General features: G+C 40.0%; 11 protein-coding genes and 1 pseudogene. 8 read left to right on the top strand and 4 right to left on the bottom strand.

All coding sequences use genetic code 11. The features are described 5' to 3' along the window. The 5 genes from BLV37_RS06230 to BLV37_RS06210 all read left to right on the top strand — a co-directional run. Nucleotides 1–288 (top strand): helix-turn-helix transcriptional regulator (locus BLV37_RS06230; protein WP_143031485.1); only part of this gene is annotated, 288 nt, incomplete at its 5' end. A 155-nt stretch (nucleotides 289–443) separates the two neighbouring features. After that, a complete protein-coding gene (locus BLV37_RS06225; protein WP_244270484.1) occupies nucleotides 444–779 on the top strand; it encodes a helix-turn-helix transcriptional regulator in 336 nt (111 codons plus the stop codon). 54 nt (nucleotides 780–833) lie between these two features. After that, complete coding sequence (locus tag BLV37_RS06220) at nucleotides 834–1,700, top strand: hypothetical protein (RefSeq protein WP_091728788.1); 867 nt, start codon at nucleotides 834–836, stop codon at nucleotides 1,698–1,700. A 40-nt stretch (nucleotides 1,701–1,740) separates the two neighbouring features. Next, nucleotides 1,741–2,847: an S-layer homology domain-containing protein gene (locus tag BLV37_RS06215; protein ID WP_091728786.1), complete on the top strand. Its 1,107-nt coding sequence runs from the start codon at nucleotides 1,741–1,743 to the stop codon at nucleotides 2,845–2,847. A 24-nt stretch (nucleotides 2,848–2,871) separates the two neighbouring features. Then, the gene (locus BLV37_RS06210) at nucleotides 2,872–8,667 is read left to right on the top strand and encodes an S-layer homology domain-containing protein (protein ID WP_208975213.1); all 5,796 of its coding nucleotides are present in this window, start codon (nucleotides 2,872–2,874) and stop codon (nucleotides 8,665–8,667) included. Between the two features lie 256 nt (nucleotides 8,668–8,923). On the opposite strand, the gene istB is transcribed toward BLV37_RS06210, so the two are convergent. Together istB and istA are read right to left on the bottom strand one after the other, a co-directional pair. Further along, entirely contained in the window at nucleotides 8,924–9,685 is a 762-nt protein-coding gene (gene istB, locus BLV37_RS06205; RefSeq protein ID WP_091728780.1) for an IS21-like element helper ATPase IstB, read from the bottom strand. Continuing rightward, nucleotides 9,682–11,248 (bottom strand): annotated as a pseudogene (gene istA / locus BLV37_RS06200) (IS21 family transposase). Before istA ends, istB begins: the two are co-directional and overlap by 4 nt. Before the next feature lie 214 nt (nucleotides 11,249–11,462). Here istA and BLV37_RS06195 point away from each other — a divergent pair. The 3 genes from BLV37_RS06195 to BLV37_RS15020 all read left to right on the top strand — a co-directional run bounded on the left by BLV37_RS06195 (nucleotide 11,463) and on the right by BLV37_RS15020 (nucleotide 12,876). Further along, nucleotides 11,463–11,921, top strand: coding sequence for a hypothetical protein (locus BLV37_RS06195; protein WP_208975212.1), 459 nt, complete (start codon nucleotides 11,463–11,465; stop codon nucleotides 11,919–11,921). A gap of 33 nt (nucleotides 11,922–11,954) precedes the next feature. Continuing rightward, on the top strand, nucleotides 11,955–12,626 hold the full coding sequence (locus BLV37_RS06190; RefSeq protein ID WP_091728774.1) for a hypothetical protein: 672 nt from the start codon (nucleotides 11,955–11,957) through the stop codon (nucleotides 12,624–12,626). A gap of 85 nt (nucleotides 12,627–12,711) precedes the next feature. Next, entirely contained in the window at nucleotides 12,712–12,876 is a 165-nt protein-coding gene (locus BLV37_RS15020; protein WP_176967894.1) for a hypothetical protein, read from the top strand. A 329-nt stretch (nucleotides 12,877–13,205) separates the two neighbouring features. On the opposite strand, the gene BLV37_RS06185 is transcribed toward BLV37_RS15020, so the two are convergent. Together BLV37_RS06185 and BLV37_RS15015 are read right to left on the bottom strand one after the other, a co-directional pair. Further along, entirely contained in the window at nucleotides 13,206–13,838 is a 633-nt protein-coding gene (locus tag BLV37_RS06185) for a Fic/DOC family protein (RefSeq protein ID WP_091728771.1), read from the bottom strand. A 1-nt stretch (nucleotide 13,839) separates the two neighbouring features. Continuing rightward, nucleotides 13,840–14,010, bottom strand: coding sequence for an antitoxin VbhA family protein (locus tag BLV37_RS15015; protein ID WP_208975211.1), 171 nt, complete (start codon nucleotides 14,008–14,010; stop codon nucleotides 13,840–13,842). Nucleotides 14,011–14,053: the final 43 nt, after the last annotated feature.

Below are 14,053 nucleotides of genomic sequence, written 5' to 3'. Positions count from 1 at the left end.
CCTTTCTTTATTAAGATGCTGTACTCTGGCGAATGGATGGACGATGCTTACCGCGGGGATATCAGTCAGTGTTCGAGGCTGGAGGCCAGACTGAAAGATTATAAGCTTACTCCCGCCGAAATGGAGGTATGTAGGCTTCTTCTTGATGGATATACGCTTCGGCAGATTTCAGGCATACAATCCAAAGCCTATTCGACTATCAATACCTACTGCACTTCTATCTATCGGAAACTAAATATCAACAGCCGTACCGAGTTATTGATACTGCTCCAAGAATACAAGAAATAGCGGATACCACAACCCATCTAACCCCCTCTCATTAGTTCTAATGAGAGGGGGTTTTTGCGTATGTCACGTAAACTACTGAAGTGACACCGTGTATTTCTGAGGCTATAGTTTATGTATCCCCAGACGCTAGTTAGGAGGTGATCTACTTGGGGTTGATGGATAAGATCAAACTCTTGAAATCAAAATTCGAAACAGCGGAGTTGTATGAGAAGGAAACAACAATTTTTGGTTCTCAAACAAGTTATGGAAAAAAGCTGAATCTCAGCCCCGACGAAAAGTCAAAATTGGTGAAAAACCTGACACCCAGAGAAAAAGAGACATTTCTTATTTTGTTGGGAGGCTATAGCCTGAAAGAGGCTGCAAAACAACTTGGTATAAGCTATTCCACTGCCAATACCTATCAAACAGCAATTTACAAAAAGCTACATGTAAATTCACGGGCAGAATTGATAATCAATTTTAGAGATTTATGGGAAACAAGGGAGGAGTGATATGGGTTTTTCATGGCAATTGTATTTCAATAATATTTTAAGGAGGTGTTTCTAATGAAAAAAATGCTAATCATCTTTATCTGCTTGATATTGATTCTTTCTATGTCTGCTTGTGGTGGGAAAGAAACAGATAATCCTACCACTTTAATAGAAGACTCAAAGGACCATACTGAGTTTGATGAGGGGGATTTTGAAGATTCTTACGAGGATTATGAGGCTAATGAGGATACTAACTCTCCAAAGCTTTCTGACCTTAACACAAGTAATTTTACGAATTTTTCCGATGCTGAGACAGAATTTAACAACCATATATCTCAAAATAGTAGTAAGGTTGAAGCTGTATACCTATATCAAAATGCTGTCTCCATTACTGATATGACAGTTCTTGACAATACCATGCCACTTTATATTTGGGGTGAAACACTAGACAACGAAGAATTAGAAATGCAGGATATTTCAACTAGTATTTTTGTAGGTGAGGATAGGAGTTATCGAAAATACGACCTTGAACGGGAAAGTGAAACTAGGTATAGGGTCATAAAGGAGACACATGATGGTGAGGTAATCATCACTGAGATAGAGTATTATCCAGATCTTGATGCAGTACGGCTAGAAACAGTGAGTAATGGCAAGCTTGAACTAGTATTTGAATATGCCAAGACAAAGGATGGATATGCAGCACAATACTATTTTGAAACCATTATTGGTGGGTCCTATGGGGCACCACAGAGGGGCATGTCCGCTTATAAAATTATTTTTTCAGGCCTTAACGGGTCTAAAGCACGATTTGTAGATGTAGAGGAAACAGCTAGTATTATTGGCAATGTACCTGATGCAGAAGACTTCATTAAGGGAGCAAATGATTGGTTAACCATAAAAGATGGTAATTTCACTGGAGAGTTGGCTGGAGAAAGCTTTTAGTCTATAGGTAAATGAAATAAATTCAAGGAGGAAGAGGTTAATGAAAAATAAAATTTTAGTTTTTTTCTTGTCTCTCTTATTAATAATAGGATTACTCCCGTTAAGAGCCATTGCTGATAGCGCTCCTACAACACTTGAAGCACCAACAAACTTAAGAGCTGAGCTAAAGGAAGATTCAGACGGGATGCCATACTTTGAACTTACATTGGACGTTCCAAAAAGCGTTAAAGACTTAAATGAAAAATTATTGGAAGATTCAAATTACTTTGAGGGGAAAATTTTTGAAGAAGTAGAAGTTCATTTCGAATACAAATATGCTGATTATGACTGGAATGAAGGGCTATCACACTATTGGAATACAAGTATGTACCTAGCTGACTTACTTGAAGATGGGCATTATGAATATTATCCCTTTGATAGTTCCACAAAGTTTGAGGACATTGACATTAAAAGTGAAGTATATTCTTTTAGGGCAAGATTTTTCGTCTTATGGGGATATGAAGGCGGATGGATGAATGAAAGGATATACTCTGACTATTCAAATATCGTTACCATTGGTAACCCTGCTTATTGGAGTACAGCCAGTGATTGGGCAACACCTGAACTCAAAAAAGCCGGGGAAGAAGGACTAATACCAGAAATTCTTAAGGGTGCAGACATGACAAAGCCTATTACTCGTGAGGAGTTTGCTGAAGTTGCTCTTTTAATGTATCAGAAAGCGTCTGGTATAACGGGTACGCCCGCTGCCCCGAACCCTTTTACCGACACGCAAAACCCGCAGATTTTAAAAGCTTATCAATTAGGCATCGTCAAGGGCACCAGCGCGACAACATTCGCTCCTAAGACCCTTATCAATCGGGAGCAAGTGGCAGCAATGCTGGTTCGCACCATCAAGCTCATTGCTCCGAATGCCGACTACTCCACTGCGGGAGCACCAACCTTTACCGATCAGGCAGATATCTCCGGCTGGGCTTTAAACGACTGCCTTTATATTGCTAAGCTTGGTATTATCAAGGGCAGCGACGGGAAGTTCATGCCCCGTGCTGTGACGCAGGCCCAAGCCGCAGCGGGCTACGCCAACACATCCCGGGAGCAGGCCCTTGCCATGAGCGTGCGAACAGTTGAAAGAATAAATGAAGTGAAATAAAAAATTATTTAGGAGGTAATCATGATGATCAAATATCAACAAAGATGGTATAGTAAGGCTTTTGCCATGTTTCTGGCACTTACCATACTTATAGCCGCACCGTTTAGCACCGTGCAAGCTTATGCAATGGAAGGCGCCCAGTTGACTGAGTCAGTTAACCCGGGCGATACTTCCCCCGATACAATTTCGGAGATGGACGGTGGTGTTCCGAAAGAGGCACCCCTTGAAACAAGCGAGGCAATAGATAGCGGCAGGCCGCCAGAAGAGTCCGCTTCACCGACGGGCGCCGCACCAGCTGGGATCGGGCTTTTTGGGGATGATACCACGCCGCCGACCTTTGATGGTAATCCAATAATTAGCCCACAATTAAAAGGTTCTCGGCAGATATACATTTTGGTCAAAGCACAGGAAGAAGCATATTTTCATGCAGTTCTTTTGCCAGATGGAGCTAATCTACCTACCAAAGAACAGGTTATAGCTGGACAGGATGCAGATGGCAATCCAGCTTTAAGAGTTTATAAAAACAATAATAAAGAGATTAATATGCATATAGTTGGTTTCGTGCCTCAGCATGGTACTGAATATGATGTCTATGTAGTATTAAAGGATGATGCAGATAACACATCTGAGCTACTCAAGGTAGATTTTAAGTCTCCAGATGCTGCTGAGTACCTTGCACCAGATTTCCCTATGAATGGGGCTGTTCAGCCTGATGGTAGCAAACAGGTTGAGGTAAAGATACAATTAGAAAATATCGACAGCGGTAAAAAAGGTAAAGTGTATTGGGTGTTATTGCCTAATGAAGCAAATATCCCTAGTATTGAACAAATAGCTCAAGGTACGGACAGTGATAATAACCCTGCAATAAGTTCAGGTAGACCCGAATTCGCGCCAGGTATTAATGATAGTTTTTTAGTGACTGGTGCTATAGGAGGAACAGATTATGACCTTTACATGGTGGTAGGTAACACTCATTATGGCAATCCGTTGGCTAACTGCACGGATGTTGTCAAGCTAGATGTTACTACCCCGCCGGATATAGAAGGGGAAAAGCTCTGCGAAATGGACGGCACGGAATATGCGACACTGCAGGAGGCTGTGGAGAAGGCTGGTTCTACAGCAACCATAAAATTGCTCAAAAGTTTCACAACCCTTCAAGGTGTTAACATCGACAGGAAACATATCATCTTTGACTTAAACGGCCAAATCCTCACCATTGACACAACCGCCAATGAAGGGCTCAAGGTGACAGAGGGAACCGTGGCGCTTACCGGCGAAGGCAAGCTCAACGCAACCGGCAAGCTCTACGGTGTGTGGGCGAACAAAGGTACTGTTACGGTTGACACCGCTGCCAGCGGCAACGATGGCATCGGCGTTTACGCCATGGGCGGCTCTAAAGTAACGGTGCGCGGCAATGCCACCGGGCAGGACAACGGCGTTTACGCCACCGATTTTGGCACCATGGTCACAGTAAACGGAAACGTCACCTCCACAGATGGGCAGATTCAAGGGGCAGCTCATGCCCAGAATCAGGCCGAGGTAATTGTAGGGGGCAATGTGTCTGCTATTTCTGGCTACGGTGCTCGTACCTCCAACAGCGGAGTCATCACCGTAGATGGTAACGTCTACGGCCTCCGTGCTGGTGCACTCACCGAAGGCGCCGGCGGCAGCATCACCGTTAAGGGCGACCTTTCCTCCCACAACCACTGCGCTGTCATTACAAATGGTAGCAGTGGCAACATCACGGTGGAGGGCACCGTCACACCCAAAAGCTCGGCCAGCTATGTGCTCATCAACAATGTAAGGCTGGAAAAGGATGCGGGCGTATCCGACCCCGGGAAGTCCAGCTATCTCAAATACAGTGGTTCCGGTGCCACGGGCGTGGTCTGGGTCAAAGATCCACTGGCAGCTAAAGTTTGGGAAGTATCTGATGATGAAGGGCTAGAAAATGCCTTGGGTAGCTTTAGGGATGGAGATACCATCAAGCTTATGGCGAATATTAATTACAATAAAGGCATTGCCATTGACGGTAAGAGCTTTTGTCTGAATTTAGGCAACCATACGCTGGATGTCGTGAACAACACAGGTATTGGCATTAATATAAAGGATGCCATCCTTACGGTTTCGGGTGATGGTGAGTTGAATGCCACCGGAACGAAAGGCGTTCAGGCGCAAAACAGTATCATTTCCGTATATTCAGCGACGGGTACTGCCGGAGCAGGTGTAGAGGCTTTTTGCGCATTTGATAAATCCTGCGAGGTCACGGTAACGGCCCATGCACAAGGCACCACCGCTGGTGTTTACGCCATGAATGACAACTGTAAAATTACCGCTGGTTCCGCAAAAGCGACAGCAATCAACGGTAAAGCTGTCCATTCCGAAGTGGGAGGCACAGTGGAAATTTCCGGAAATGCCGATGCGCCAAATGGCTATGCCGTGTATTGCGTCAATGGCAGTGCAACCATCGGGGGTTCTGTTACAGGTAAGAACACAGCAGTCTATCTATACGAAAAGGGGTCCATCGTCATCAGCGGCAATGTCAATGCAGATAACGGCAGCGGCACTGCGGTAGAAATCGACGGCAATGGGACTCCTTCCAACGGTACGGTTACCATTGATGGAACGGTTTTGGCTTCGGATACCCTCTATGTGCGCTTCGTCAATGGGTATCGCAGCAAAAACGAAGGCGTTCTCGATGGAGCTTACCTAAAATACATGGATAGCGAAGATGGCGAGAAAGCCGGCATCGTACGGATTAAGAAAAAAAATGCTGTCTGCACAATTGGCGCCCAAGAGTTTACCTCGCTGACAGAAGCGTTGGCGGCGGCAAGGAGCGGCGAAACCATCAAACTGCTTCAAAATATTACTTATACCGATTCCATTGAGGTTAGCGGGAAGACAATCAACTTCGATTTGGGGGACTATAATCTTTTCCTTGATACAAGCTCCGAATCCCCAAATAAACCTGCACTTACGGTAGAGGGCAGCGGCAAGGTAAATCTAATCGGTACGGGAACGGGTCAATTCAATGTGAAGGGCTCTTCTACTGCCATGTCTGCCATATCGATTCTCGGGGCAAACTCGGCAGCAACTGTTAATAATGTTGAGGGTGGTCGTATCGGAGTGTACATGTACGGTTCCGGCCCTGCTCTGGACGGCGGCTCGATCACGGTAAATGGCAATATCAAGGCGAACTCCGGCGTGACAGTTAACGCAAAAAACGGTCAAGTCCTTGTCAACGGTAATATAACGTCTAGTTCAACCGGTGTGTCAACATGGGCCAATCAGGATACTCAGGTTACTGTAAACGGTAATATCACTGTTATTGATCATACACCGGGTAGTGAGCCTGTAGGAATTCGAGCCTATAGCGGAAATACTGTTGAGGTTGTAGGTGATGTAACCGTTAATGGAGCCGACTGCACCGGTGTTCATGTTTCTGGTGGTATCATTAGAATAGACGGCAATTTGGTTTCATCCGGCCAGGGGGTGTACTGTGATAGTAGGGGCGAGGTAGGAATTACTCGCAGTCTTACAGCGGGAACTCCGTTTATTGTTGTGGGAAGTACCGAGATGACTGCCGAACAAGGTACAAAAACAGCGGACGGCTTTCTTGTGTATAGCGATGGCAAAAGCACTGTCTGGATCGGTAGTGTAGGCGATTCTGCACCCGCCTATCTTTTGACTGTCGTGAGCGGAACCGGGGGCGGAACCTATGCGGTGGGTGCACAAGTGCCCATTACGGCAAATCCCCCCGTGCAAGGAAAATTATTTGATAAGTGGACCACCAGTAATGGCGGCAGCTTCGAAGATGCAAACAGTGCCAGCACCACCTTCACCATGCCATCAAATCCAGTGACTATCACAGCGACTTATAAAGATGAACCTATAGAAACCTACACCTTGACAGTGAAGGGCAGCTATGCAGAAAACAGCGGAGCAGGCAAATATGCAGCAGGAACAAAGGTCTCCATCCATGCAGGAAGCAGAAACAATTATAGTTTTGCTGGCTGGACAACATCAGGCCAAGGCAGTTTCACCAATGCCAACAGTGCAAGTACCACCTTCATTATGCCAAATAGCAACACCACTGTGACCGCTAATTGGAAGTATAACAGTGGTGGCGGCGGAAGTACAGGTGGCGGAGGCGGCTATGGCTCATCTTCTGGCGGAAGCTCGACTGAAAGTCCGACGACACAGACCACAATTTTACCAGAAAAGAAACCAGACCAACCTGTAACAGTGGCAGCTCTTGTTACAGTAACAGCAGAAGAAAAGGGTCACGCCAATACAATCATTTCCCATAAGCTTATTACCGATGCAATAAATAAGGCTCAATCTTATGCTAAGGAACAGGGCAAAACTAAAAATGGTATTTCTACAGAATTGAGTCTCACTTTACCAAAGGACACAGGATCTTTGGGGATAACCCTAACTCAAGGCGCCCTTGATAAACTTGTAAACACAGGAGTTAAAAGTTTTAAAATCAATGGCTATCCTGTAACAATTAGTTTCGATGAAAAGGCATTGGAAGAAATTAATAATCAGAGGGAAGGTAATGTTACCATTGAGATCAAACCGGTTCAAGACCTCAATACAGCAGCGGAGAAGGTCATAGGTAAAAGGCCTGTATATAATATTACGATTAGTTATCTAAAGGATGGAAAACCTATTCTGATTTCAGATTTGAATGGTGGTATTGCAACTATTACCATACAATATAAACCAGATAAAAATGAAGCTGTAGGTTACCTTTACGGCGCATATGTAAATGAAAGGGGTAATGCCAATCTGATTGATGGCTCAGCTTATGATATTAATGAGGGAGAAATGATAATCTCAACTAGTTATATCTTGAATCACGGTGTGGGCTATAAAGAACCTAGTTCAAAGTTCATTGACATTGAAAACCATTGGGCCAAAGAGTCTATCGACTATGTAGTAGCTAGAGCTTTGCTCACAGGTACTTCAGAAACTACCTTTGCTCCTAACATGGCAATGACAAGGGGAATGCTTGTAACAGCATTAGGTAGACTGGCGGGAGTAGATGAAAAAGCCTATGATACAAATAGTTTCATCGATGTTAATGTTGATAGTCCTTTCCGTCCTTATATCGAATGGGCATACAAAAAAGATATTGTTAAGGGTATAGGCAATCAACGATTTGCACCTAATAGGGCGATTACTCGTGAGGAAATTGCAGTCATCTTTGTAAACTATGCCAAGGCTACTGGATACAGACTGCCTATCATCCGTGAGGTGACTACCTATGCTGATACTACAAATATAGGTAGCTACTATCAGCCAGCTGTCAAAGCCATGCAGCAGGCAGGAATCATGATAGGAGACACCAAAAATCAATTTAATCCAAAGAAGAGTGCTACTAGAGCTGAAGTCAGTTCTATGGTTCAGCGATATATTAAGTTAACTCAAGACCCTGAAACAGCATATGGCTGGGCATTGAATGACGCCGGACAGTATCTCTACTACAAGAACAGCAAAGTTCTCACCGGGATGCAGATCATCGACGGCGTGAAATACTTCTTCAACACCGATGGCACGCTGAAAACCAGCTGGGTCAAGGATGCCAACAACTGGAGGTATTACTCCGGTAATACCATGCTGGTGGGCTTTTGGGACATCGGCACCAACGGCAACAACAAAACCTATTACTTCACCAAGGATGGCATTATGGTAGCTGGAAAATGGCTGGAGATTGGCGACAAATGGTATTACTTCAATGCCGATGGCTCCCTTGCCAAAGGTACGAAGATCAACGGTTACGAGGTCGATGAAAACGGTGTGAGAAAAACAAAGTAGCGATGAATATTTAGAAAGCAGTGGAGGAAACCAGATGTTGGTTCCCTCCACTATTTTCCGTATTCAGTTTGCTTTTCTCAAAAGCCCAGTACGGATTTTTGATTTGTCAAATGCCTTTTTAATTGTGCGCGGGTGGTAGCGAGCCGATTTTTTGCAGTGTATTTCCAGACAAAGTATGTATCATGCAGAAAATGTATTTGTCAACTGAAAATTCCCCTATATTTTAATCCAAAATTCCCCTAGTTGGATAAAAAAATTATTGCTCTTCTAGCCAAAGTTGAGTCTCTTTTAATCTATAAGAATTACCATTCATATTCACTATATATGATTTATGAGTAAGCCTATCTATCATTGCAGCTGTCATTACTGGATCTTTAAATATTTCATCCCACCTTTCAAATGATAAATTTGTAGTTATTATCGTAGATTTTCTTCCTGCTCTTAGTGACAGATAAGTAAATAAAAGCTCTGAGGCTTCTTTATCAAAAGAAATATAGCCCAATTCATCTGCCACGATTAAATCATATTTTTCAAATTTGTTTTCAAATGCTCGTAAGGTCTTATTGGACCTACTTTCCTTTAATTCATTTACTAGCAGTGGTATTGTCGTAAATAGCACCTTATATCCTCTAGTACAAGCTTTGATGCCAATGCCGATAGCCATATGTGTTTTACCCGTTCCTGGGTTACCAGCTAGTATTATGTTTTGACCTGTTTCTATAAAATCTAATGATGAAAAGATCTTTACTTTATCTCTTGCATCTTGGGGTAAATCCTCTAGGCTTAAGTCTTCTATATATTTTTTATATGGAAATCTTGCTTGCCTAATTCTATTTTTTATTCCATTGGCTTTTCTTAAATCATGTTCATTTTCTAATACTGATAAAAGAAAATCTTCATATGTTAGGTTTTTTATATTTGCCTCTTTTATTTCTTCCTCTAAGCTTTTACTTATATACGGTAATTTCAGATCCTTTGCTAGGTTTTTAATATTAGTTTTAATCGTATCCTTTTTCATATTATCAGAGCCTCCCTATCAAATTCTACAGTTGATTTTTTGAGCAATTTACCATAATTATCTAGGATTAGCTTTGATTGTCTCTCTATTTCTGTATTCTGGTGTTTATTCCTCGCTATTGGTTCATCTTTTCTATAGCATAGAAGCTTTATTTTTTCTGTATCTATATTTAATGGGTTTATTTTTTCTAATTCTTTTATTATATTTTCTATCTTTTCCAAACCTTCCTCTGAAATCAATTCAATTAGGTCTATGAAATCTCTTGGATTTTGGATATAATATTGATTGTAGATGTTTTGAAGCTTGGAATTCATTTGACGCATGGCTGTGCTGTTATGAATTGCCCCAAGCTTCTTTTTTAATGTATTTAGATAATGTTTTATTTTTATATTCCATGTACTTAATCCAAAACTCCTTTTATGCTCAGTTACCTTGTCATTTTCCTGGTAGATGATTATATTATTTGGATATACTTTTGCTGTTACAAACCTTCCCACTAGAGAGTCTGGTACTGAGTATTTATTCTCATCTATTGTTATTACTGAATATTTATTTACCCTTAATTCTACTACCCTTGAAATATCATAAGTAGGCATAAGTTTTATTAAGTAGGGGAATTCCTCTACTAATATATCTTTTGCTGTTTTATTTTCGTTATATTTTTGTGGTTTTAAATTTAGTTTATTTAATTCTTCCTCTAGGTATTTATTGGCCTCCTCTAGTGTTTCAAATTTATCCTTTTTGTTAAATGCCTTTCTTCTTATATATTCTACTGATCTTTCCACATGACCTTTTTCATTTCCACGTCTGGCATTACAAAACCTGTAATTAAATCCATAATACATAGATAGTTTTAATAAATCTTCTGTAGGTTCTTTTTCTGTTCTTGTTACAAATCTTGCTACTGCTACCTTCATATTGTCATATACTATTTCCTTATGAACACCTCCTATATGATTAAAAAATCTAACATGAGAGTCTAAAAAGCTTTCCATTTTTTGATTTTGATAAAGATATGCAAACCTGTAATTTCCCTTAGCTGTTGTCATTACAGCCATTTGGATATTCTTATCTTCACCATCTATTTCTAATCTAACATGACCCCAGTCAAATTCAGCTACATACCCTAATTCATATTCTTGCCTGATATATGCTTCCTTCTTTTCATTTAATTTATTTCTGATATAATTGTAAACTGTTGAATAACTTATGTCGTAGCCATCTTCCACTAAAGATTCATGTATATCTATTTTCTTCTTTTGTTGTTTACTCTTACCAGTTTTTCTTTTTCCCTCATTTTCCTCTAGATAAAATTATTTCCTCTGTTAACTTTACTCTTGTTCTATTGCTTGAATCATATTTTGGTGATTATATTATTTCTTCAGTTAATATTAATTTATCACCTTCACCTTTTAGTAACTGAGATTTCTTTTCTTCATATTCCCTAATATATTTTCTAATAGTTTTTCTATCTATTCCAGTTTCCCTATGGATTCCCCATTGAGATTTGCCACCTAAAAATCCATCTATTATTATCTTCTGTTTATCCATTAAACTTATCATCCCCTAGCCCCCCTATGAGTTGTCATAGGGATATTATATATTTCCTCTAGAGGAATTTTCAATTATTATTCGGGGTACTCGTGGTTTCCTAATTATTAATGATAAAACAGGTAAATACGAGCTTACAAATCTCGGTAAAACTGAACTTGAAGAGAATGCATATGTACCGTATATGCACCGTCACAGCAAATATACTACATTTACCGTATGGGATTTGAATCAATTGTTAGGCACTGGCAATAAAAGCAATTATATGGAAATCATAGAGAAAAAACATGCTGATATTGATAACGGGAATGAAGATAGCAATAAGTCTTTCATGAAAGAATTGAAAGTGATTGATCCGGAAGGCTATAGGTTGTTGAAAAGTCAGGACAAGCAGATAAAAGCTGTTCAGGCTACTGATGAGAAGTATGCTGAAGATAAAGATATTGATTGGATTATCAACTTTTGGGAGGAAATATGGAAGGATGGTGGCCCCAAGTTTGAAGGCTCTGGATGGATGTTCAGGCTGCCGGATTTGTACATCAAGGCCAAAAGATATGATGATGCTATAGCCATTGTGCAAAAAATAAAGAAAACCAAGGGGTCTTACTATTTAAATAAGGCTAACAGCTATATTACCAAAATCGAGGAACGCAGAGCAAAGGAAGCTACAAAGAAAATTAAGTAATGTGGTGCAAGAAATAAAGGAGGTGTGCCGACTATGATGATAAGTCCAGAAAACTATTGTGAAGAGTATCTAAGAGAAAAGGATGCTAAGCAAATCTTATCCATTATCCGTGGATTAAAAAACGAAATGAGTCATTTAAAGAATATCATGGAACATCCGGATTATGGCACTGAGTCAAAAGTGTGCCCAAGTGAATCAGTCAGATTATCGTGCACCCGTGAATACCTTGAACGAGCAAAACAGGCACTTGTCGAAGTGGGCGGCACCTACAACCCTTCGCGAACGGAACTTCGCACATTGGATTTTATAAGCAATGTTAACCATATCAGCAAGTTTACATTTTCCATTGGAGGATTCTTCGGTGGATATAATACATACATTGCTGACTTATCTGGCAATGAACTAAAATTTGAATCAAAACAAGGAGAGGCTTCAACACCGATGAAGGTTTTCAATAAAGATGGTGAGCCTCTGACAAAGGAAAGTTTTCTCGAAGGAATTCGAAAGCTGCATATGGGAGAATGGAAGAGAAGCTATTCCCCGGAGCGTTTTGGCCACATGGTTTTAGACGGTACACAATGGGAAATTGAAATTGAATATGACAACGGACACAGGAAGGTTCGTTTTGATGGGGATAATTCTTATCCATATAATTTCTACGATTTGCAGGCTTTGTTTGGTGTCGAGGAAGATTGTGAGAACTAGTTATTAATTTGAAACAGTGTCATAAATAAAGGTTAATAACGAGTTCGATGATTGTGGTGAAATCAACGGAAGGGAGTGTGAGAAAATGCAAATGTGTGGGAACTGCATGAAAGTTTATGATGAATCTGAATATGCAAAATGCCCGTTTTGCTCTAATGACAAAGATGAATATACGCATGTTATAGTTTTTGATAAAGATGCTGGTGTGGCAAAATCAGTACCAAAGAAAGATGCACATCTTTATGAATGAACAATTAGTTGGTTGTATTAAAAACTGCTAAGACTAAAACCTTCAGTGCTCTGAGGGTTTTGTTGTTGGCAGCTTTTATCTTTGTTAAATCAAATGTCAAAAACAAGAGTTGCCATGTTATAATTAGCAAAACTATTTTGTAAAAACAAGTGTTTAGCGCTGGAGTTATTGAAAATATACCCTTACGCCAAGGGGGTACCAGGCTCGATGGTCATCAGAATCACAGCAACAAGGCATATCGAGGTAGTTTGTAGATTAGAAAAGTAGTAATTCGTTACTTTTGTGTAAAATAAATAAATCCTGCTAAAACAATTAAGTCTTAACAGGATTTATTTATTTTTACCTCTTTCTATAGCATCTTCTATTATTCTAGTTAGATATTCTAGGTTAGATTTATCACCTAAATCATGAAATTTTGCAGATGCAGCTACTAAAGCATTTCTTACATAATCGGAATTATCTTTTAATAAATCGGTGTCTAAAGGGAAACCTTCCTTTTCAGCGTAATTACAACAAAAAGTAATTATTGTTCTTGTATTACCTTCACGAAAAGGATGAACCTTCCATAAATCAGCAATAAACCTTGAAAACAAATTTGATTTATTGTCTATATTTAATTCATTCCAATAAATAGATTTTACTTTAGATAAGATAAAAACAATGTCCGATTTGATATTATCAACATCGGAATACTCAATAGATATACCACCTAGTGCAGGCTCGGATTTTTCTATATTGATGGTTCGTAACTGACCAGCCCAATAATAGATATCTTGAAATATTGTAAAGTGATATTTTAGTAAATGTTCCAAGTCAAACTTGCCTTCTAAACCATATTGTATAATGTCTTTCAATCTGGAACTTGTAAAATCTGCCTCCATGGAATTAAGCTCTTTACTATTTTTAATGTTGAATTTATTTATCATTATCTCTGTATTAGGATATAGATATGGATCTTTCATACTAATTAGAGTCCTTTGCTCTATATTTTTTATCTAATACTTTCCTTATATCTTCTGTAGTTATTTCACCTTTTTTTTCTTTTTCAATTAGTTCTAAATATTCCTTAGAAGGCTCCAAACCATCAACCTTAATCATACCTAAGGCATATTCCCAAGCTTTATCATTATCCATAGTGATCCCTCCTAATATTTCATAATAAATTTAACTCTATACT

Origin of the sequence: Proteiniborus ethanoligenes (assembly GCF_900107485.1) — a bacterium.
GTDB lineage: Bacteria > Bacillota > Clostridia > Tissierellales > Proteiniboraceae > Proteiniborus > Proteiniborus ethanoligenes.
Note: the sequence above shows the minus strand (reverse complement) of the source record. Positions and strands in the feature narration are given on the sequence as shown.